At 70.8% G+C, this 20043-nt stretch carries 25 protein-coding genes, 1 tRNA gene and 1 pseudogene; 5 read left to right on the top strand and 22 right to left on the bottom strand.

Annotation, left to right across the window (positions count from 1 at the left end; genetic code table 11):
* Window positions 1-37: 37 nt before the first annotated feature.
* Window positions 38-1000, bottom strand: a complete 963-nt coding sequence (locus JTJ31_RS16880) for an NAD-dependent epimerase/dehydratase family protein (protein WP_207539894.1) — start codon at window positions 998-1000, stop codon at window positions 38-40.
* Window positions 1001-1065: 65 nt separating this feature from the next.
* Between JTJ31_RS16880 and JTJ31_RS16875 the strand changes: the two genes are divergently transcribed.
* Window positions 1066-1557, top strand: coding sequence for an NAD(P)H-dependent oxidoreductase (locus JTJ31_RS16875; RefSeq protein WP_207539893.1), 492 nt, complete (start codon window positions 1066-1068; stop codon window positions 1555-1557).
* On the opposite strand, the gene JTJ31_RS16870 is transcribed toward JTJ31_RS16875, so the two are convergent.
* From JTJ31_RS16870 to JTJ31_RS16860, 3 genes are read right to left on the bottom strand one after another with little or no spacing between them, the layout of a single operon-like run.
* Entirely contained in the window at window positions 1558-2034 is a 477-nt protein-coding gene (locus JTJ31_RS16870) for a VOC family protein (RefSeq protein WP_236020357.1), read from the bottom strand.
* Complete coding sequence (locus tag JTJ31_RS16865) at window positions 2031-2810, bottom strand: VOC family protein (protein ID WP_207539891.1); 780 nt, start codon at window positions 2808-2810, stop codon at window positions 2031-2033. Before JTJ31_RS16865 ends, JTJ31_RS16870 begins: the two co-directional genes overlap by 4 nt.
* A gap of 13 nt (window positions 2811-2823) precedes the next feature.
* Window positions 2824-3177 (bottom strand): DUF1428 domain-containing protein, encoded by a 354-nt coding sequence (locus JTJ31_RS16860; RefSeq protein WP_207539890.1) that lies wholly within the window; start codon window positions 3175-3177, stop codon window positions 2824-2826.
* Window positions 3178-3377: 200 nt separating this feature from the next.
* On the opposite strand from JTJ31_RS16860, the gene JTJ31_RS16855 reads away from it, so the two are divergent.
* The 3 genes from JTJ31_RS16855 (at window position 3378) to JTJ31_RS16845 (ending at window position 7123) form a co-directional block, all read left to right on the top strand.
* Window positions 3378-3752, top strand: a complete 375-nt coding sequence (locus tag JTJ31_RS16855; protein ID WP_328805763.1) for a MarR family winged helix-turn-helix transcriptional regulator — start codon at window positions 3378-3380, stop codon at window positions 3750-3752.
* A 101-nt stretch (window positions 3753-3853) separates the two neighbouring features.
* Complete coding sequence (locus tag JTJ31_RS16850; protein ID WP_207539888.1) at window positions 3854-4828, top strand: Bug family tripartite tricarboxylate transporter substrate binding protein; 975 nt, start codon at window positions 3854-3856, stop codon at window positions 4826-4828.
* 957 nt (window positions 4829-5785) lie between these two features.
* Window positions 5786-7123, top strand: a complete 1338-nt coding sequence (locus JTJ31_RS16845; protein WP_207539887.1) for a serine hydrolase domain-containing protein — start codon at window positions 5786-5788, stop codon at window positions 7121-7123.
* A 281-nt stretch (window positions 7124-7404) separates the two neighbouring features.
* Here JTJ31_RS16845 and JTJ31_RS16840 read toward each other — a convergent pair.
* The 18 genes and pseudogenes from JTJ31_RS16840 to JTJ31_RS16755 form a co-directional block, all read right to left on the bottom strand.
* Window positions 7405-7480, bottom strand: a tRNA-Phe gene (locus JTJ31_RS16840).
* Between the two features lie 31 nt (window positions 7481-7511).
* The gene (locus JTJ31_RS16835; protein WP_207539886.1) at window positions 7512-7709 is read right to left on the bottom strand and encodes a DNA gyrase inhibitor YacG; all 198 of its coding nucleotides are present in this window, start codon (window positions 7707-7709) and stop codon (window positions 7512-7514) included.
* Entirely contained in the window at window positions 7702-8763 is a 1062-nt protein-coding gene (locus tag JTJ31_RS16830) for a ribonuclease E/G (RefSeq protein ID WP_328805761.1), read from the bottom strand. The genes JTJ31_RS16835 and JTJ31_RS16830 overlap by 8 nt, the downstream gene beginning before the upstream one ends.
* A complete protein-coding gene (locus JTJ31_RS16825; protein ID WP_207539885.1) occupies window positions 8760-9335 on the bottom strand; it encodes a Maf family protein in 576 nt (191 codons plus the stop codon). The genes JTJ31_RS16830 and JTJ31_RS16825 overlap by 4 nt, the downstream gene beginning before the upstream one ends.
* 36 nt (window positions 9336-9371) lie before the next feature.
* Window positions 9372-9590, bottom strand: a complete 219-nt coding sequence (gene infA, locus JTJ31_RS16820) for a translation initiation factor IF-1 (RefSeq protein WP_026033499.1) — start codon at window positions 9588-9590, stop codon at window positions 9372-9374.
* A gap of 115 nt (window positions 9591-9705) precedes the next feature.
* Window positions 9706-10995, bottom strand: coding sequence for a histidinol dehydrogenase (gene hisD / locus JTJ31_RS16815; protein WP_207539884.1), 1290 nt, complete (start codon window positions 10993-10995; stop codon window positions 9706-9708).
* A complete protein-coding gene (hisG, locus tag JTJ31_RS16810; RefSeq protein ID WP_207539883.1) occupies window positions 10983-11639 on the bottom strand; it encodes an ATP phosphoribosyltransferase in 657 nt (218 codons plus the stop codon). Before hisG ends, hisD begins: the two co-directional genes overlap by 13 nt.
* Window positions 11639-12901, bottom strand: coding sequence for a UDP-N-acetylglucosamine 1-carboxyvinyltransferase (gene murA, locus JTJ31_RS16805; RefSeq protein WP_207539882.1), 1263 nt, complete (start codon window positions 12899-12901; stop codon window positions 11639-11641). The genes hisG and murA overlap by 1 nt, the downstream gene beginning before the upstream one ends.
* 14 nt (window positions 12902-12915) lie before the next feature.
* A complete protein-coding gene (dcd, locus tag JTJ31_RS16800) occupies window positions 12916-13470 on the bottom strand; it encodes a dCTP deaminase (RefSeq protein ID WP_207539881.1) in 555 nt (184 codons plus the stop codon).
* Window positions 13471-13671 (bottom strand): hypothetical protein, encoded by a 201-nt coding sequence (locus JTJ31_RS16795; protein WP_207539984.1) that lies wholly within the window; start codon window positions 13669-13671, stop codon window positions 13471-13473. It lies immediately after the preceding gene.
* On the bottom strand, window positions 13650-14528 hold the full coding sequence (locus JTJ31_RS16790) for a class I SAM-dependent methyltransferase (protein WP_207539880.1): 879 nt from the start codon (window positions 14526-14528) through the stop codon (window positions 13650-13652). Before JTJ31_RS16790 ends, JTJ31_RS16795 begins: the two co-directional genes overlap by 22 nt.
* Window positions 14521-15549, bottom strand: a complete 1029-nt coding sequence (locus tag JTJ31_RS16785; protein ID WP_207539973.1) for a glycosyltransferase family 4 protein — start codon at window positions 15547-15549, stop codon at window positions 14521-14523. Before JTJ31_RS16785 ends, JTJ31_RS16790 begins: the two co-directional genes overlap by 8 nt.
* The gene (locus JTJ31_RS16780; RefSeq protein ID WP_207539879.1) at window positions 15549-15950 is read right to left on the bottom strand and encodes a 6-pyruvoyl trahydropterin synthase family protein; all 402 of its coding nucleotides are present in this window, start codon (window positions 15948-15950) and stop codon (window positions 15549-15551) included. Before JTJ31_RS16780 ends, JTJ31_RS16785 begins: the two co-directional genes overlap by 1 nt.
* On the bottom strand, window positions 15950-16915 hold the full coding sequence (locus JTJ31_RS16775) for a zinc-dependent alcohol dehydrogenase (RefSeq protein WP_207539878.1): 966 nt from the start codon (window positions 16913-16915) through the stop codon (window positions 15950-15952). Before JTJ31_RS16775 ends, JTJ31_RS16780 begins: the two co-directional genes overlap by 1 nt.
* Window positions 16912-17646, bottom strand: coding sequence for a RibD family protein (locus JTJ31_RS16770; RefSeq protein WP_207539877.1), 735 nt, complete (start codon window positions 17644-17646; stop codon window positions 16912-16914). The genes JTJ31_RS16775 and JTJ31_RS16770 overlap by 4 nt, the downstream gene beginning before the upstream one ends.
* A 12-nt stretch (window positions 17647-17658) precedes the next feature.
* The gene (locus JTJ31_RS16765; RefSeq protein WP_207539876.1) at window positions 17659-18048 is read right to left on the bottom strand and encodes a hypothetical protein; all 390 of its coding nucleotides are present in this window, start codon (window positions 18046-18048) and stop codon (window positions 17659-17661) included.
* Window positions 18045-18356, bottom strand: coding sequence for a rod-binding protein (locus JTJ31_RS16760; protein ID WP_236020356.1), 312 nt, complete (start codon window positions 18354-18356; stop codon window positions 18045-18047). The genes JTJ31_RS16765 and JTJ31_RS16760 overlap by 4 nt, the downstream gene beginning before the upstream one ends.
* Window positions 18356-19443, bottom strand: a pseudogene (locus tag JTJ31_RS16755) (flagellar basal body P-ring protein FlgI). Before JTJ31_RS16755 ends, JTJ31_RS16760 begins: the two are co-directional and overlap by 1 nt.
* 150 nt (window positions 19444-19593) lie before the next feature.
* Between JTJ31_RS16755 and JTJ31_RS16750 the strand changes: the two are divergent.
* Complete coding sequence (locus JTJ31_RS16750) at window positions 19594-19989, top strand: flagellar assembly protein FliX (RefSeq protein WP_207539875.1); 396 nt, start codon at window positions 19594-19596, stop codon at window positions 19987-19989.
* Window positions 19990-20043: the final 54 nt, after the last annotated feature.

Genomic DNA, 20043 nt, shown 5'->3' with positions numbered 1-20043 from the left:
TTCCGAGGCAACGTGCGGCGCCGGGCTTCGATGCGTGTCAGCCTGCTTCGAGTAGGAAGCTCCGGATGATGTCGTCCAGTGTCTCGCTGGCTCGCAGGCCGAGACGCGCGGCGGCGGCCGACTGGAAGCGGCGCGGCCACCCATCCACCACCGCCTGCAGCGCCGGGTCGGGCGCCCAGGTGACGCGGCCCAGGCTGCGCCCCGCCGCGTGGCGAGGCAGGGCGCCGGCCATCTCGGCCGGCGTGGCCGTGAGGGCGGGCAGGTTGATCGCCCGCGACGGCCCCAGCGCCTCTCCGGGCAGGTCGTGCAGTGCACGCAGCGCCAGGGCGACGCGGCGGACGGAGGCGAGGGGCAGAGGCGTGTCCGGGCGAAGCGGGCAGGCGACGTCGCGCCCCAGGAGCGGCTCGCGCAGGATGGCGGCGACGCGGTCTGACACGGCGGGGCTTGGCACGCCTGGGCGGATCATCACGATGGGCAGGCGCAGCGACCGCGCATCCACCGCGCCGCGCCGGGCATGGTCGGCCAGCAGCAACTCCGCCATTGCCTTCTGCGTGCCGTAGGAGGTCTGCGGCAGGCGCGGCGTGTCGTCCTCCACCACCTCCGGCAAGCTGCCGCCGAAGGCCGCGATGGAGCTTGCGAAGACCAGGCGCGGAACCCGGCCCTGCCCCCGGCAGCGCTCTAGCAGCCGCAGAAGGGCGAGGAGATTCACCGAGAGCCCATGGCCCAGATCGGCCTCAGCCGCGCCGGTCAGGCTGGCGGCGAGATGGAACACGCTGTCGAACCCTTCCGTGCCGAACAGCGCCTCCAGCAGCGCCGGGTCGCGCAAATCGCCCGAGCGGGTGGTGATGGGAACCGCCGATCCCTGCGGCGCCTCGGGTGCCCGGAGGTCGGTCAGCACGATCTGCTGCAACGGGGCTCCGTTCAGCGTGCCGGCCGCCAGCAGCGCGTCCGTCAGGTGGCGGCCGATGAATCCTGCCGCGCCCGTCACCAGGACCCGCATCCCGCCTCCATCCCTTGCCGCGCCCGAGGCTAGACGCGCGCCGCGCGGGCGGGCAACCGCACCGCATGAAGACGCTGCTGATCGTGTTCCATTCCGTGACGGGCGGCACGCGCGCGATGGCGGAGGCGGCCGCGCGCGGCGCGGAGCAGGAGGAAGGGGTTCGCGTCCGACTCCTCCACGCGCAGGAGGCGGGGCCGGAGGATGTGCTGGCGGCAGACGGCTTCCTCTTCGCGACGCCGGAGATGCTGGCGACCATGGCCGGGCTGATGAAGGATTTCTTCGATCGCTGCTTCTATCCGGCGTTGGACCGGCTCAATGGCCGCCCCTACGTCGCGCTGATCTGCGCCGGCAGCGACGGCACGGGCGCCGCCCGGCAGGTGGCGCGCATCGCCACGGGCTGGCGGCTGCGCGAGGTGGCCGAGCCGCTGATCATCTGCGTCCACGCGCAGACGCCGGAGGCGATCCAGGCGCCGAAGGCCATCGGTGCCGAGGATCTGGCGCGGTGCGAGGAAGCGGGAGCCGCGCTGGCGGCGGGGCTGGCGATGGGGGTGTTCTGATCAGCCGACCCGCGCCGCCCGCTCCAGCGCGGTGATGTCCAGCTTGACCATGCCGAGCATCGCCTCGGCCACGCGCCGCGCCTTCGCCGTGTCCGGATCGCGCAGCCACTCGCCCAGGCGGCGCGGCGTGACCTGCCAGTGTAGCCCCCAGCGATCGCGCAGCCAACCGCATTGCTCCGCCGTGCCGCCTTCCAGAAGCGCGTCCCAGATCCGGTCAATCTCCGCTTGGCTTTCGCATTCGACCATGACGGAGAAGCTGTGATTGAACGGGTCGAGCGGCCCTGCCTCCACCGCCCGGTAGCGCTGGCCGCCGAGGGTGAAGGCAGCGATCCGCACGCTGCCCGCCGGTCCGCTGGGCGTGTCCGCCGGCAGCGGCGCGATCCACTCCAAGGCGGAGCCGGGGATGAGCGCGGTGTAGAAGCGCAGCGCCGCCTCCATGTCCCGCGCGAACCAGAGATGCTGGGCGACCTGCGTCAAGGCGCGGCCACTCGCGGGCCCACCACGCCGAACATCGCCCCCTGCGGGTCGCTGGCAACGACGATGCATAGGTTTCCCGGCACTTCTGCCGGGCCGTAATGGATGGTGCCGCCCGCTTCCGTGATGGCGGCGGCCGCAGCGTCGATGCCGCGGACGCCGAAGTAGAAGTTCCAGGCTGGGGGCGGGCCATTCGGGATTGCGCGCATCACCGCCCCCATCGCCATGCCGCCCTGCAGGAGGAAGCGGTATTCGCCCATCTCGCCCATCGGCATGGCGTCGCCCGTCTGCCAGCCGAAATGGCCTCCATGGAAGGAAAGGGCCGCCGCGGGGTCGGTCGTCGCCAGCTCGTTCCAGTGGCAATGGCCGGTGTGGTTCGGCGCGAAGGCGTGGCTCGTGCCGTCATCCGCCCCACGCATGATGCCGATCGCGACGCCTTGCGGGTCCGTCAGGATGGCGAAGCGGCCGACGCCCGGGATGTCGGTGGGCGGAACGTGCTGCGCCCCGCCAGCCGCGAGGATGGCGGCGGCCGTCCGGTCCACGTCGTCCACCGCAACATAACCCAGCCAGCGCGGCCGCATCGCCTCGCCGGCGCCGGGCGGGGGCGCCATCATCCCGGCGACATCCCCGGCCCCCGTGCCGAGGAGATGGTAATCCACCCCCGGCACCGTCGCCTTGCGCGCCCGCCATCCCAGCACGGCGCCATAAAAGCGCGAAGCCGCTATGGGGTCGGGCGTGGTGAGTTCGTACCAAAGGAAGTCGCCGTGCCGGTTGGCCATGTGCCGCTTCCCCTCAGACGTCCAGGATCGGCGCGAAGCCACCGAAGATCATGCGCTTGCCGTCAAAAGGCATGGTGTCGGCCATCGCCTTCATGCGCGGGTCCGCCTTCATGCGCTGGTTCGCGGCGTCGCGGATTTCCTTGGACGGGTACTCGATCCAGGAGAAGACCACGACTTCATCCGGCTTCGCCTGCACAGCGCGGCGAAAATCAGTGAGCTTGCCGTCCGGCACGTCGTCCTCCCAGCATTCGACCATGCGGATGGCGCCGAACTCCTTGAAGAGCGGTGCCGCCTCGGCGGCGTGCTGGCGATAGGTTTCCTTGTTCGAGGTGGGCACGGCCACCACGAAGCCATCCACGTAGTCCATTTGTCTCGTTTCCCCTTTGCGTGCCGGCGTCTTCCGGATGTTCTTTCCAGTGCCGCCATGCTGTCGCGGCTGGACATTTAGGTTGATATCAACATATGTAGGCCATGTCAACGGAAATTTCTCTTTTTGTTCCGTTCGAGGCGACCCTGGAGGTGCGGGATGCCTGCTTGTGCCTGCATGTGCAGCGTGCGGCCCGGGCCTTGGCTCGCCGCTTTGACGAGGCGTTGCGGCCGGTCGGTCTGACGAACGGCCAGTTCTCCCTGTTGATGTCTCTGAACCGCCCGAAGCCCGCGGCGATGAAGCAGGTGTCCGAGCTGCTGGCGATGGACCGGACGACGCTGACCGCAGCGCTGAAGCCACTGGAGCGGCAGGGGCTGCTCGTGGTCAGTCACAACCCGGCGGACCGTCGCAGCCGCCTGCTCAGCCTTACGGAAAAGGGAAGAGGTGTGCTGGCGCAGGCCGTGCCGATCTGGCGCGCTGTCCATGGCGCCATTGAAGCGGATCTGCTGGAGCCGGACGCGCTGCGGGCGGGGTTGATGGCGCTGTCACAGGTGGACGAAGCGCCAGAGACGTGACGGGCTCGCCTCGGGCAGCCCTGGTTGCTCCGCCCAAATCCTGACCACTCGCCCTCTGTCCATGCTACGATGGGCGCAACGAATAATGGGAGGAACCTTCATTGCTGCACCGCCGCGCGCTGCTTGCCACGCCGATGCTTGCTGCCCTGCCCCTTGCGGGCCGCGCCCAGGAGAACTGGCCGAACCGGCCAGTGCGCGTCATCGTCGGCTTCCCGCCCGGCGGCTCGCTCGACGTGATGACGCGCGTGGCCGCGGAGCAAATGTCGCAGCGCCTCGGCCAGCCCTTCGTGGTGGAGACGCGCACCGGTGCCTCCGGCAATATCGGTGCGGAGGCGCTCGCCCGCGCGACGCCGGATGGCTACACCATCGGCACCGTCAGCATGCACAATCTGCTGATCAATCCGCATCTCTTCCGGCGGCTGCCCTATGATCCGGAGCGGGACTTCGCCTGGATCAGCGCGATGTGGGACCTGCCCAATGTCGCGGTGGTCCCGGCCCAGCACGTCCCGGCGCGAACGCTGCAGGAATTCGTCACCTGGGCGAAGGCACGGCCGGGGCGGGTCAGCTTCGGCTCCTCCGGGGTCGGTACCACCATCCACCTTTCCGGCGCCTTCCTCGCCGGGCGCACGGGGTTCGAGGCGCAGCATGTGAGCTATCGCGGTGCGGCCCAGACCATCCCGGCGCTGTTGGCGGGGGATATCCAATACGCGGTGGACAACCTCGCCTCCTATGTCGGCGTGATCGCAGAGGGGAGGATGCGGGCGCTCGCCGTGGCGCTGCCGCAGCGCTGGCCGGCCCTGCCCGACGTGCCGACCATGGCGGAGGCCGGCGTGCCCGGCTTCGAGGTCTCGCCCTGGCATCTCTGGGCGGCGCCGCGCGGCACGCCGCAGGCGGTGGTCGACCGAATCTCGGCTGAGGTGCGCGCTGCCTGGGCTGACCCGGCGCTGCAGCAGCGGGCCATCACGATGGGTGCCCGGCTGACCGGCTCTACACCCGACGGGCTGGCGGAGCGGCTGGCGAAGGAGAAGCCGATCTGGGCGGAGATGGTGAGGGTCAGCGGCGCGCAGCCGGAGTAGGGAGGCGTCTGCTTCTTTGAGCCTCTGCGCGGCTTGGATGAAATGGTGCTTAGGGCTGAAATCGAACCAGCGACACTGCGATTTTCAGGTGTGAGATCCTGCAGCTAAGCATTTGATTTTGCATACCCTGGACAACGCTGCGCTAAGTCTGTGCTAACAGCGCCGCGGTTTCATCCCTCAGCGGAACCTATCGGCTCTGGCCCAAGATGAACCTCTCCCGCCTACCCCGCGACAGACGGCCGGGCCCTTTTACCCTGTCGATTGGTCGGACGACGCCGATGCCGACGTCGTGCGTGTCACAAGGGATGCGGCGCGAGCACGGAGTGGTGTGACCCACCTCCGAGTCCGGGTCTTGGACGCGCGGGGCGCCCCTCTCCGGCGCAGTTGTCGAGATTTGGCAATGTGATGCGTGCGGCCGGTATCGTCATGCGCGCGATCGCCACTGGACGTGCCCCGGCCTTTCGCCGCCCGCAAGGCCATTCAACGCCCACTCCGGTCATGCGCTGACAGTCTGGCTCTTCCCGCCAGCGGACATGTCGTTTCGACGGGGCGCCAGCTGCTGACCAGGAGGGCGATCCCGCGCTTGCCGCGTTGAACAGACCGGCCATCAGCGTGGCGCCGATGACGCCGAGGAGGACCTCCGCGACGATCGGCGTGGTGGTGCCGACGAGGGTGGCGGCGCCCGCGAAGGAGGTCGGCCCGAGGAGGAGCGCGAGCCCTGTGGTTACCTGACGCCTCCCATCTACCGGGTGCCGGAGAGGCGAGCACCGCTACGCGGTCGAAATTGTCGGCCTCGTCACGCAACCCCGGACCGGCCATCCGAAATTCAGGTTCTTTCGACCCGAGGCGACGTGCCGCGAACGGGTGAGCGCCGCTGTTGACAACATGTGCACGGCGGGTGTGCAGTTCCCGGTCGGATGAGCCCCAAAGGCTCGCCGGAGGGAGAAGGGACGTACCATGCACCGCCGTGCCCTGCTTGCCGTGCCGCCGGCACTGGCAGCCGCATCCGTTGTTGGTTTCCCCGGTTCCGCGCGCGCGCAGACAGCTTCTGGTGGCTCCCCCATACCCCAGGCGAGGCCCGGGGATGTGGGGCTGAATGCGGGGCGGCTCAGCCGGATCAAGGAGGCCTTCGAGGCTGAGATCGCCGAAAGCCGGTTGCCTGGCGCGGTGGTCATGATCGCCCGGCGCGGACGCCTCGCGTTTGCCGAGACGATGGGCTTCCGAGATCGCCAAGCGAACGCGGCGATGACGCCAGACGCGGTCTTCCGCATCTACTCCATGACCAAGCCGCTGGTCTCGGTGGCCGCGATGATCCTGGTGGAGGAGGGGCGCATCGGCCTTGCCGACCCTGTCGGGCGCTTCCTGCCGGGGTTTGAGCGGCTGCAGGTCAGCGCGCCGCGCGGCGCCACGTCGGATGCCGGTTACGACACGATCCCAACGCAGCGCCCGATGCTGGTCTACGACCTGCTGCGCCACACTTCCGGCCTCGCTTACGGCGAGCTAACGGCGAACGCACCGGTGCGAGACGCCTACACCCGCGCGGGTCTCTACCTGCCCAACCAGCGAGATTACGATAGCCGTGGTCTGAGCCCGGAGGAGTTCGTGCGTGCCCTCGCAGGGGCACCGCTTGCGCGGCAGCCAGGTACGACGTGGGAGTATAGCCTTTCGAGTGACGCGCTCGGACGCGTGGTCGAGGCTGCTTCCGGGCAACGCCTTGAGGTGTTCATGGAGGAGCGACTGTTCCGCCCCCTTCGGATGAACGACACCGGCTTCGTGCTGCGCGACAGTGGGGCATCGCGGCTGGCAATGCACAGCGGGGTGGACCCGGCCGCCAACAACGCCCGCGTCGAGATGATCGATGTGTCGCGCCCACCCGGGAATGCGTCGGGCGGCGCGGGCGGCGTTTCGACGGCTGCGGATTACCTTCGCTTTGCACAAATGCTGGCCAATGGTGGCGAACTTGACGGCGTACGCATCCTATCGCCGGCGACGGTGCGCCTCATGACATCGGACCATGTCGCGGGCCTGCAGCAGCCGCTGCCCCCAGGCATGCTGCTGCTCGGTTCGCCTGGTTTCGGCTTCGGGCTCGGCTTCGCCACGCGCCTGGCCGACGGTGGGGCGCTGGTCCCGGGCTTCCAAGGGCAGTTCATGTGGGCAGGTTACGGCGGCACCTACTTCTGGGTGGACCCCCGGGCCGAACTCGTCACCGTGAGCATGACGGCCGCGCCCAGTGTTGCCCGTGCAGGCTACCGCAGGCTGCTGATGCAGCTAACCTACGGCGCGCTCGACGCCTGAAACTCGTGAGGGGGCCGCACCGGACGTCTCGGCGGCGACCCTCTTCTCCGGGCAAGTCTAGGCGCGGTGTGCCTGGCGACGCTGCAGGGCCAGACCGGATGTGGTCGGGTGCCTACCTGCTGCGTCCCGAGGGGGACGTGCTCCGCGCATCTACCGCTCGCTGCCCTACGGCGCTGATGCAGAAAGGAGCACCCAGGGACTGTGCTAGCAGTGCGCTAGGCACACAGCTCCGCGGCAGCGCAATGCGCTCGCATCTAAGCTCTTAATTTGCTTGAAAGAAATGGTGCCCAGGGCCGGAATCGAACCAGCGACACTGCGATTTTCAGTCGCATGCTCTACCAACTGAGCTACCTGGGCGCCGTTGGTCGCGGCTCTCTAGCGGAGGGCGTCAGCCCTGTCCAGTCACCGGGGCGTCATCATCGCCCGGCGTGTCCTCTTCGTCGGCGGCGATGCCGTAGCGCTCGCCGAACCAGCGGGCGAGGTCCACTTGGCGGCAGCGGTCGGAGCAGAAGGGAAAGGCGCTCCGCTCGCCGGGACGGCGCGGGGCGGAAGGCTGGCCGCAGACCGGGCAGCGCGAATCAGGCATCGCTCACCTCCTCCAGGGACGCGTCGCGCAGCACGAGGGGGCGTCCGGCGCGCGCGGCGAACTCCTCCAACGCCCCGGGCAGGGCGCGGATGGAATCCAGCACCGGCGCGGGGGCGGACAGGGCAAGGGCGCGATGCGGTGCCGCTGCCGCTTCCCGCGCAGCAAGGCGCAGCAGCGCGAGGCCACGCGCCAGGGGGCGGTCGGCCAGCACCTCGTGCAGCGGCGGGTGAATGCGGGCGCGCTTCATCTCGAACAGGCCCAGCGGCCCGAAGCCCAGCGCCTGCACCAGCCCGTCGCCGCCCAGGGCCGAACGGATCGCCGGCTCCAGCGCGCCCCGCGCCTTGAGCGAGAGCCCGGCAAGGTCCAGCAGGATCGGCCCGGCCAGGTCGCGCAGCACGATCTGACGCGCCAGCTCCGGCAGGGCCTGACGATTCGCCTCGCGCGGGTCGGCGCCGCCCGAATCCACGTCCACCGCGGTCAGGGCGGGCAGGGGCGAGATGATCAGCCGGCCGCCCCCCGACAAAGCTGCCTCGGCCAGAGCCAGGGATTCAGCCTCGGCCTCCAACTCATCGTCGAAGGCTTGGCCGCCCGTCACGCGCGGACCCAGCGCCGCGCGCAGCCGCGCCAGCTCTGCCGGATCATCCACAACCAGGGGCGCTTCGTGATGCGCAGCAGCCCAGCGCAGCGCCTGATCCGGCCCGCGCTCCAGCAGCGCGAGCGGCCCGCTGGGGCGCTGCTTCACGCGTGCGGAAACGCGCAGCCCCTTGCCGTTCTGCGCCGCGCGGGTGACGCGCAGGGTCAGGATCGTGCCCTCGGGCGGCAGGCGCCGCCCTTCGCATTCGGATTCAGGCAGGAAGCCGCTCGTGCCGTCCGGCAGGGCGACGAAGCCGCCCGCCAGCGCCGGCATGCGCGACACGACGCGCCCGCGCAGGATGTCTCCGACCCCGTCGGGGCGTGCCGGGCGCTCGACGCGGTAGCCTGCCAGCACCCCGTCCCGCAGCAGCGCCACGCGCCGCTCGCCGGGCGAGCGGGACACGCGGATCTCGACGGTCACGGGCGCAGCCAGCCGCAGCCGCGCAGAAGCTGGGCCGTCTCGAACAGGGGGAGGCCGACGACATTGGAATGGCTGCCTGACAGGAAGCGGACGAACATCTCCGCACGGCCCTGGATGGCGTATCCGCCCGCCTTGCCCTGCCATTCGCCGCTGTCGAGATACGCTTCGACTTGCTGCGTCGTCAGACGCTGGAAGGCGACCACGGAGACGACAAGCCGCGTGCCGAGGCTACCATCGGGCCGGCGCAGCGCCACGCCGGTGTGGACGCGGTGCCGCCGCCCGGAGAGAAGTTCAAGGAAGCGTCGCGCCTCCTCGCGATCCGTCGGCTTGCCCAGGATGCGGCGGCCGACGCCCACCACCGTATCGGCGGCCAGCACCAGGGCGCCCGGCGCCTCCACCGCCTCGGCCTTCAGGCGGGCGAGTCGGGAAGCGAGTTGGCGCGGCAATTCCTTGCGGCCCGGGGTCTCGTCAAGCTCGGTGGGCGCGACGCGATCGGGCACGATGCCGATCCGCGCCAGCAGCTCAAGACGGCGCGGACTCGCGGAGGCAAGGATGAGAGGGGGATTGTCCATGGCCCTCCGGCGGCCGCTGGCCGGGGCGGAAAGGCGTTACTTGAAGCGGAAGGTGATGCGGCCCTTGGTCAGGTCATAGGGCGTCATTTCCACGTTCACGCGGTCGCCAGCGAGGACGCGGATGCGGTTCTTGCGCATCTTCCCCGAGGTGTGGGCCAGGACCATGTGGTCGTTGTCGAGCTTCACGCGGAACATCGCGTTGGGCAGCAGCTCGACCACTTGGCCGCTGAACTCGATCATATCCTCTTTCGACATCAGATCCCTTTGGCTGGGCTTGGGGCGCAAGGATTTGCGCCGCGGTCAAGCCCCCGGCGCCGGCGGGGCTGAGATGCGCCTCGCGCGGCGTGAAGTCAAGTTTACTGGCCCAGTCTCAGCCGAGGCGCAGGGCCACGCTGCGCGCATGGGCGTCTAAGCCTTCCGCCTCGGCCAGCGCGACGGCGGCCGGGCCGATGCGGCGCAGCCCTGCCGCGTCGCATTCCACCCAGGTGGTGCGCTTGAGGAAATCGAAGACCGAAAGCCCCGAAGCGAAGCGGCTGGTGCGACCGGTGGGCAGGACGTGGTTTGGCCCCGCCACGTAGTCGCCGATGGCCTCGGGCGTGTGGCGGCCCAGGAAGGCGGCCCCGGCATGGCGGATGCGGCGCATGAGCGCGTGCGGTTCGTCCACCATCACCTGCAGGTGCTCGGGCGCGAGGCGGTTGGTGAGTTCCACCGCCTCCTCCCAGTCGCGCGTGATGATGACGGCGCCGTGCCGGCGCCAGGATTCCCCGGCAATGGCGGCACGGGGCAGATCGGCCAGCGCCGCTTCGACGGCGGAAGCGACCGCGTCGGCGAAGCCGGCATCGGTGGTGATGAGGATGCTCTGCGCCGCCTCGTCATGCTCGGCCTGGGCCAGGAGGTCCATGGCGACATGGGCAGGGTCGTTCGCCCCATCGGCCAGCACCACCACCTCGGAGGGACCGGCGATGGAATCGATGCCCACGCGGCCGAAGACCTGCCGCTTCGCCTCAGCCACATAGGCGTTGCCCGGGCCGACGATGCGGTCCACCGGGGCGACGCTTTCCGTCCCCCAGGCCAGCGCAGCGACAGCCTGTGCGCCGCCGATGCGCCAGATCTCCTCCACCCCGGCGCGGCGGGCCGCGGCGAGCACCAGCGGGTTCAGCGTCCCGCCCGGCGTCGGCACCGCCATGGCGATGCGCTCCACCCCGGCGGCGCGCGCCGGCAGCGCGTTCATCAGCACGGAGGAAGGATAGGCCGCCTTGCCCCCCGGCACGTAGATCCCAACCGCATCCAGGGGCGTCCAGCGCATCCCCAGCGCCACCCCATCCTCGCCCGGCATCTCCAGGTCGGCGGGAAGCTGGGCGCGGTGGAAGGCTTCGATGCGCCGTGCGGCCAATTCCAGTGCCTCCAGCAGGGGCGCGGGGAGGGAGGCGCAGGCTTCCTCGATCTCGCCGGCGGAGACGCGCAGCGCGCCCGGGCCGCTGGGCGTCCAGCTATCCAGCCGTGCGGTCTGGCGCAGCAGCGCCGCGTCGCCCTCGGCCTTCACCTCGGCGATGATGGCGGAAACCGCGGCGTCCACCCGCGTGGTGACGTTGCGCCCATCCTCCAGCAGCACGGCGAAGGCAGCGGCGAAGCCCGGATCGGCGGTGTTCAGGCGATGCATGCCAGCCCCTCCCGGAAGCGCGCGACCCAGGTAGCGATCTCCTCCGGCCGGGTCTTGAGCGCGGTGCGGTTGACGATGAGGCGCGAGGTGACGGGCGCGATCACCTCCGTCTCCACCAGCCCATTCGCCTTCAGGGTGGAGCCGGTCTGCACCAGATCCACGATGACGCGGGCGAGACCGAGCGCGGGGGCAAGTTCCATCGCGCCGTTCAGGTGCACCACCTCCGCCTGCACCCCGCGCGCGGCGAAGTGGCGGCGCGCGATGTTGGGATACTTGGTGGCCACCGAGACGCGCGACCAGCGCGATGCATCGTCCCGCCCCGCCGTTTCCGCCGCCTCTGCCACCGAGACGCGGCAGGCGCCGATGCGCAGGTCGAGCGGTGCGTAGATCTGGTCCGTCTCGTATTCCATCAGCACGTCGCCGCCGCAGACGCCGATCTGCGCCCCGCCATGCGCCACGAAGGCGGCAACGTCGAAGGGCCTGACCCGGACGACGTCGAGGCCAGGATGGTTGGTGCCGAAGCGAAGGCGTCGGCTGTCCTCGTCGACGAAATCCGCGTCCGGCCGGATGCCCGCCCCGTCCAGCACGGGGCGGAGTTCCTTCAGGATGCGCCCCTTGGGCAGCGCCAGAACAAGGCCTGTCATCAGCCTGGCAGCCGCTCGATATCCGCGCCCACCGCCGCCAGCTTGGCCTCCACGCTCTCATAGCCGCGGTCGAGGTGGTAGACGCGGTTCACAATGGTCTCGCCTTCCGCCGCGAGCCCGGCCAGCACCAGGGAGACGGAAGCGCGCAGATCGGTCGCCATGACCGGCGCACCGGACAGGCGCGGCACGCCGCGCACGATGGCGGAGGAGCCGTGGAAGTTGATCCGCGCGCCCATCCGCATCAGCTCGGGCACATGCATGAAGCGATTCTCGAAGATCGTCTCGGTGATCATCGAGGCACCCTCGGCGACGGTCATCAGCGCCATGTACTGCGCCTGCATGTCAGTGGCGAAGCCGGGGAAGGGCTCCGTCATGACATCGGCGCCGCGCAACCCGTTGCGGCGGGTGACGGTGAGGCCCGTATGCGTCTCGGCCACGTCCACCCCGGCGTCGCGCAGCACCCGTGCCACGGAGCCCAGATGCTCCAGCCGCGCCCCTTCCAGATGGAGCTGCCCGCCGGTGATGGCGGCGGCGCAGGCATAGGTCCCGGCCTCGATGCGGTCGGGAACGATGGGGTGGGTGGCGGCGAGCAGCGTCGCCCCGCCCTCGATCCGCAGCCGGTCGGTGCCGATCCCCTCGATCCGCGCGCCCATGCGCATCAGGCACATGGCGAGGTCGCCGATCTCCGGCTCGCGCGCCGCGTTCACCAGCTCCGTCTCGCCCTCGGCGAGGCACGCGGCCATCAGCAAATTCTCGGTGGCGCCGACCGAAACGGTGGGGAAGATGATGCGAGCCCCGCGCAGCTTGCCGCCGGGCGCGCGGGCCTCGATGTAGCCGCTGGTGATCTCGATCTCGGCGCCGAGTTGCTCCAGCCCCTTGATGTGAAGGTCCACCGGCCGCGTGCCGATGGCGCAGCCGCCAGGCAAGGAGACGCGCGCCCGCCCGTACCGCGCCAGCAGCGGCCCGAGCACGAGGACCGAGGCGCGCATCTTGCGGACGATGTCGTAGGGCGCCTCCAGCTCCTTCGCATTGCCGGAGATGGAAAGAGTGCGCGCCGCCTTGTCGTGTTCCACCAGCAGCCCGTGATGGCGCAGAAGCTGCGTCATGGTGGCGATGTCGGCGAGGTCGGGCGCGTTGGTCAGCACCAGCGGCCCATCCGCCAGCAGCCCTGCGGCCATGAGCGGCAGGGCGGCGTTCTTGGCGCCGGAAATGGGCACGCTGCCCGAAAGCGGCTTGCCGCCGCGGATGCGGATGCGGTCCATGGTCTAGTGCCTGCTCACAGTCGCGGCAGGGCGACGCCGCGCTGCCCCATGTATTTCCCGGCGCGGTCGGCGTAGCTGACCTCGGGCGCCGAGTCCCCCTTCAGGAACAGGAACTGGCAGATGCCTTCGTTCGCATAGACCTTGGCGGGCAGGGGGGTGGTGTTGCTGATCTCGATCGTCACCTGGCCTTCCCATTCCGGTTCCAGCGGCGTCACGTTCACGATCAGCCCGCATCGCGCATAGGTGGATTTGCCGAGGCAGATCACCAGCACGTCGCGCGGGATGCGGAACCACTCCACCGTGTGGGTCAGCACGAAGGAATTGGGCGGGATGATGCAGACCTGTCCCTTGCGGGACACGAACCCCGTCTCGCTGAAGTTCTTGGGGTCCACCACCGCGTTGTCCACGTTGGTGAAGACCTTGAACTCATCCGCCGCCCGGGCGTCATATCCGTAGGAGGAAAGCCCGAAGGAGATCACGCCCTCGCGCTTCTGTGCCTCGACGAAGGGCTCGATCATGCCGTGTTCCGTCGCCATGCGGCGGATCCAGTGGTCAGGCATGATGGGCATTCAGTCGTCCTTCGGGGGCGTCGGGTCCGTATCGGCCGGGGGATTAGCCCCTTCCGGGGGTTGCCGTCCATCGGAGGGCCGTTCCGCCCCAGTCTCCGCCTCCGCCGCCCGGGCGCGGGACTGGGCCTTGCGGCGGCGCAGGTTCTCGCGCAGCGCCGCGGCCAGCCGGGCCTCGCGCTCTAGGTCGCGGCGGGGAGGCATAGCACATCCTCATGTCCGACCGTCGCGGCGAGCTGCCCTCGCGCGGCCTGGTCGAGCCGCGCCGCCCGCCAAGCCTCCACCTTGGCCCAGTCGCGCCGCTCATGCGCCAGCGCGGCCTCGGCATGGCCGGCGGCCAGGATTCCCGCCATCTCTCCCTCACGCCGGTGGATGCGCCAGGGCGAGGCGGCGCGGTGCACCGCATAGCCGTGACGGCTGAAGGCGCGGGCGATGGCGGCAGGGGCAGCGGGTCCCAGGGCCGGGCCGCCGAAGCCCTTGGCGCGACGCTGGTCGCGGCCGAAGCCGCGCGCCACCAGCGCGTCTGCCGGGTGGGGCGGGGCGAAGCGCTCCCGGCCCGTCACGTTGAGCGCGGCGTAGAAGGGCAGGCGCCGCGCCGCCAGCACGGTGGCCAGCCGCTCCACCCAGGCCTCGGAAACGAGGTCGCACAGGGCGGTGCAGGTGACGGCGTGGACCTTATCCAGTGGCAGGCCCTGCGGCGCCCCGGCAAGGTCGTACAGCACCCCCTCGATCCTCCATGCCCCGGCGGGGGCATGGACCAGCAGCGCCTTGCGGCCCGGCCAGGTCGCGGCCCAGCCCATCTCCCACGCCGCCTCCTGCATCGTGTCGAAGGCACGGGCCATGAGGTCGGGATCGGCGTCGGCCAGGGTCCAGCTTTGCGGCTTGCGGATGAAGTGAGCGAGCCAGCGGGTCAGGCTGCCAGTTCCGGCGCCCAGATCGAGCAGATGCGGCCGCGCCGCGCGCAGATGCGCGGCCAGGATGCGCGCCAGCCCTTCGTCCCGCGCGGCGGCGTCGAAGGGTTCGCGCAGGGACAGCCAGTCGGCGTCGAAGCCTTCAGCCATGCCCAGCCTTCCGCAATTCCTCCGCGAAGAGGGCAGCACGGTCCTCCCAGCGCGGCAGGCGCTGCCCGGCACGCCAGGAGGCCTCGGCCATCTGGGCGCGCAGATCGGGGTCCATGATGACGCGGCGCAGCCCGCGCGACAGGCTGTCGTGATTGCCCGGTGCCGCCACGATGGCCGCGCCCGGCCCCACCACCTCGGCGATGGCGCCGCCGGTGCAGATGGCCAGCGGAAGGCCGCGCGCCTGGGCCTCGGCCGCCGCCATGCCGTAGCCTTCGTGATGTGTCGCCAGGGCGAAGATGTCGGCGGACTGATACTCCAACTCCAGCGAATCCCCGCCCAGCGCGCCAAGGAAGGTGACGCGCCCTTCGAGCCCGAGTTCCCCCACCAGGGCCCGCAGCGTCGCGGCGTGGACCGGGTCGGCCTCCGGCCCGGCGATGCGCAATTCCCAGTCGAGGTCGGTCAGCCGCGCCAGGGCCCGCAGCAGCACGTCATGTCCCTTGCGCGGGATCAGCGAGCCGACGGCGAGGATGCGCACCCGCTCCGCCCCGTTGCCCGGCGCGCGCGCCGCCGGGTCGGTGCCGGGCTCCACCACCCCCACGCGGTCCGGATCGGCGCCCAGGGCGGGCAGGCCGCGCGCCGTCAGGGGCGAGGTGGCGATGAGCCGCGTCAGCACCGCGAAAAGCGGCCGCTCCAGCGCCTCCTGCACTGCTTTGTCCACCCCGGGTTCGAGCGAGGTCGGGTGGTGGATGAGGCCCACGGCGCGACGCAGCGCGGGGGAGGCGGGGTCGAAGGCCGGCAGGCCGAGCCCGTCGATCACAGCCGCCTCGCCGGGCTGCAGCGTTGCCAGGGCCTCGGCCGCCGAGTGGCGCGCTTCGTCGTCGGGAGTGGGGAAGCGCCCCTTCAGCTCCAGCACGCGGACCTCATGGCCCAGCATCCGCAGCCCTTCGAGGATGCGGCGGTCATAGATGTAACCGCCGGAGGTGGCGCTGAACGGGCCGGGGACGAGCAGGGCGATGCGCATCACGCGACCGCCGCCTCATAGGCCGCCCAGGCCACGTGGCTTTCGCGCAGCAGCACCTTGATCGCCGTCACCCCCTCGCCGCCCGCACCGAGCCGCCCGTCGCGGCAGGCGGCGGAGAGCAGACCATGGATGTGGAAGGCCAGGTGCTCGGTCGTGGTGTTCTGCCCGGCGAAGGCCGGCTCCTCGTCCAGGTTACGGTAGTCCAGCGCGGCAAGGATCTTCCGCAGCTCGTCCTTCGCTAGGCCAATGTCCACCAGCAAATTAGCATGGTCGAGGCGCGGCGCGCGGAACTCCGCCTCCACCACGAAGGTCGCGCCGTGCAGCCTTTGCGCCGGGCCGAACTCCGCGCCGCGGAAGGAATGCGCGACCATGATGTGGTCCACGACCGTCAGGCTGAACATCACGCGGGATCTCCGTAGAGGATGACGGGGCAGAGGGGCTGCGGCGCGCCGTGTGGCGGGTCGAGCAGAGCGCCGATGCGGTCTGGCAGCTCGGCAAAGGGCACGAAAGGGCCAAGCAGCGCGTCGAGGCGCGGATCGTCCAGCAGGGAAAGCGCCAGCGCCATGCGCTCTGCATGGCTGCGCCGGCCGCGCATCGCCGGCGACACGCTGCCGACCTGGGTGGAAAGGAGGCGCAGGCGCCGCTGATGGAAGCGCGCACCCAGCGGCAACGCGGGCTCCGCATCGCCGAACCAAGAGGCCTCGACGATGCGGGCCTCGAAGGCCGCGCGCTCCAGTGCAAGGCGCAGCCCCGCCTCGCTGCCGCTGCAATGGAGAATGAGTTCCTGTTCGTCGGGCGCTTCCTCCGGCGCGGCGAAGCGCGTGCCGAAGGATTCCGCGATGGCGCGGCGCGACGGGTCGCGGTCGGTGACGGTGACGGTGACGCCCAGGATGCGCGCCAGCAGGAAGCCGCAGAGCAGCCCGACCACCCCGGCGCCGATCACCAGCGCCCGTTCCCCTGGCAGGGGCGCGGCGTCCCAGATCGCGTTCAGCGCCGTCTCCATGTTGGCGCCGAGCACGGCGCGTCGCGTCGGCACCGCGTCGGGCACCGTCGCGCAGAGCGTTGCGGGCAGGGCGAAGCGCTCCTGATGTGGGTGCAGGCAGAACAGGCGGCGCCCGTCCCCCGCCTCGCCCACGACGCAGTAGCCGTATTTCACCGGGAAGGGGAATTCGCCCTCCTGCATCGGCCCGCGCATCGCGGCGTGCTGCGAGGGCGGCACGCGGCCGTGATGCACCAGCCGCTCCGTCCCGCGCGACAAGGCGGAGGCGAGGGCGCGCACCACGATCTCGCCCTCGCGCGGCGCGGGCTCCGGAGCGGGGCGCAACTCCGCCACGCCCGGGGCGACGTGCCAAAGCGCGCGGTTCACGCGGGATGCTCCAGCGCGATGTCGAACAACACGTCGGGGGTGATGTCGTGCACGCTCCAGCGGAAGCGCATTCCGTCCTCGATCCGCGCCACCTCGGGCAGGCAGAAGGCCGGGCGGCCGGAGCCGAGGATGAGTGGCGCGACGGTGACGTGCAGCCGGTCCAGCAGCCCCGCCAGCAGGAATCCGGACACGGTCTGCCCGCCGCCCTCCACGAAGAAGCGGCGCATCCCGCGCGCGCGCAGGCTGCGCAGGAGGAAGCCGAGGTCGAGCCCGCCCGTCGAGTCCCGCGGCACCACCATCACCTCCGCCGTGCCATGTCGCTCGGGGCCGGGCGTGGCGGCAACCAGCAGCGTGGGCGGGCCGGAGCGGAACAACGCGTAATCGGCCCCGAGGCGGCGCGACGGGTCGAGCACCACGCGCAGCGGCGAGACACCGGGGACGAGGCGTGTGGTCAGGCGCGGATCGTCGGCACGCACAGTTCCAGCGCCGACGATCACCGCGTCGCACAGGGCGCGCAGCCGGTGGGTGTGGCGCAAATCGCCTGGCCCACCGATCCATTTCGAGTGGCCGCTGCCGGTGGCGATCCGCCCGTCGAGGCTTTGCGCCAGCCGCCCCACCACGCATCCGCCGTCCGCGAGGATGGGACCGAAGAGCGGCGCAAGGCAGCCGGCCTGCGACACGTCGCCCGCCAGCAGAGCCTGCCATTCCCCGTCGGTGGACGCGCCATCCATGGCGCGGTCTTGTCAGGCTCTGGTGGTCACTGCAAGGGCGGCCGCCTGCCGCGCCGGGCGCAGCATTCCGGCACGGCCATAGCCTGGGGCCGCATTGAGCGGGCGTGCTGCGCCGGCAATGGCCTCGATGACGCGGGACTGCAACGCGATGGCGTCCTCCAGCAGCTTGCGGTTCTCCTCGCCCAGCGCCTCCAGCGCGCGGGTCATCCGCTCCGCATGCTCGCGCGTGGCGGGGAGGGCGCGGGAAGCGGCCGCGGCCGCGGCGGCAAAGGCGTCCGAGGCTTGCATCTTGCGCTGCGCCAACGCGGCCGCGCGCGTGAGGTCGAGGGCGGCGAGCGCCTCGTTCTCGGCGTGCAGCGCCTCGACCAAGCGTTCCCCGGCGGTGATCACGGCATCCATCATGGGCGAGTCTCCTGGTTGTTCCTTGCCGCTTCCTGAAGGCGAAGCATGTGATTCAAGACGGTGTCCTGCAGCCCGATGCCGCGCCCGGCCCGCGCCGCCGTGGCGGCGAAGGCCTCGACCAGCATGGGGCGCCACTGCGCCTCGGCTGCGCCGCCACCAAAGGCGGAACGCGGGTCCTGCGCGGCGGCGAAGGCGGGCTGGAGCATCTGGGCCAGCACCTGCGCCTCAAAGGCTTGCGCCGCTTGGCGCATCCGGGCGGGGGTCTGCTCGGCGCCGCGTGGCGGCATGGGGAGGAGGCCCGGCAGCATCAGCGCACCTCCAACTCGGCCTGGAGGGCGCCCGCCGCCTTGATCGTCTGCAGGATGGTGATGAGATCGCGCGGGCCGACGCCCAGGCTGTTCAGCCCCCGGACCAGCTCTGCCAGGGTCACACCGCCGCGCAGGATGCCCATGCGCCGCTCCGCCCCGTCATCCACCTCGATCTGGGTGCGCGGGACCACCACCGTCTCGCCCCCCGCCAGCGGGTTAGGCTGCGAGACCTGCGGCGTCTCGCTGATGCGGATGGTGAGATTGCCCTGGGCGATGGCGACGGTGGAGACGCGCACCTGCGCCCCCATCACGACCGTGCCCGAGGCCTCCTCGATCACGACGCGCGCGGCCTGGTCCGGCTCTACCCGAAGCTGCTCGATGTCGGTGAGGAAGGCGACCGGGTCACGCCCGCCGAGCTTCAGCAGCACGGTGCGCGGGTCGGTGGCGCGGGCGGACGGGCCGCCCGTGGCGCGGTTCACCGCCTGGGCCACGCGCCGCGCCGTCGTCAGGTCCGGGTTGCGGAGCGACAGCCGCACATGGTCCCGCCCCGCGAGTGTGTAGGGCACGGCGCGCTCCACGATGGCGCCGGCGCTGATGCGGGCGGATGTCGGCACGCCGCGCTGCACGCTGACCGCCGTGCCGCGATGGCGCCCGTGGCCACCGCGCCCTGCGCCACCGCATAGACCTCGCCATCCGCGCCCAGCAGCGGCGTGACCAGCAGCGTCCCGCCCGTGAGGTTGGAGGCATCGCCGAGGGAGGAGGTGGCGATGTCGATGCGCGAGCCGGGCTGCGCGAAGGCAGGGAGATTGGCCGTCACCATCACGGCGGCGACGTTGCGCGTGTCCAGCCGCGCCTCGTTGTCGCGGGTGTTCACCCCCAGCCGTTCCAGCATGCCGACCAGGGATTGCCGCGTGAAGATGGCGGTGCGCAGCCGGTCACCCGTGCCGGGCAGCCCAACAACCAGCCCATAGCCCACCAGCTGGTTGTCGCGCACGCCCTCGATGTCGGCGATGTCCTTGATGCGCGCGGTCTGCGCCAGCGCCGGCACGGCGAGGAGCGAGAGCAGCAGGAGCAGCGCGTGTTTCATCATCGGTTAAACCCATCCGAGCGAGGCTCCGCCCATGCTTCGTTCCTCCCTCCGCAAGTCGCGTGCCACCGCACCCCGGCACAGCGCCCGGCAAAATCCGCCGGCCCCTGGCGTTTCCCGCCGGGGAAGGGCGGCAGGGATGGGCAGGCGATGATCGGCGGCATCCGCTACGCCCCCGGCCCGGGGGCACGGCCCTTTGCAGCAGCCAAGCGCGGGGCGGGGTTCCACCTACCCGATGCACAGGCTGCGCCGCTGGCCGCCACGGGGAGTGCCGCGCCGGTCGCCCCTGCCGCGAAGCGCAGCCCGGAGGAGGAGGACGATGCCGCCCGCCGTCGCGGACACGCCCTGCTCGAGGAGATGGAGGGGCTGCGCCGCGACCTGTTGCGCGGCGGGATAGACCCGTCGAGGCTGTCACGCCTGTCGTTGCTAGTAGGAGGCGAAGCAGGGGACGACCCAGGGTTGCGTGAAGCTCTGGAAGCGATCAGCCTTCGCGCGAAGGTTGAAATGGCACGCTATTCTTTGCGCAGAAATCCATATTCGCCGTAACGTCATGCAGTTGTTGCAGATTGGCACTTGGCGAGCGCATGGCCTCCCCCTATG

The sequence above is a fragment of the Sabulicella rubraurantiaca genome (assembly GCF_017355885.1).
Taxonomy (GTDB): domain Bacteria; phylum Pseudomonadota; class Alphaproteobacteria; order Acetobacterales; family Acetobacteraceae; genus Roseococcus; species Roseococcus rubraurantiacus.
The sequence above is the reverse complement of the archived record's forward strand: the minus strand, read 5'-3'. Positions and strand labels throughout refer to the sequence as shown.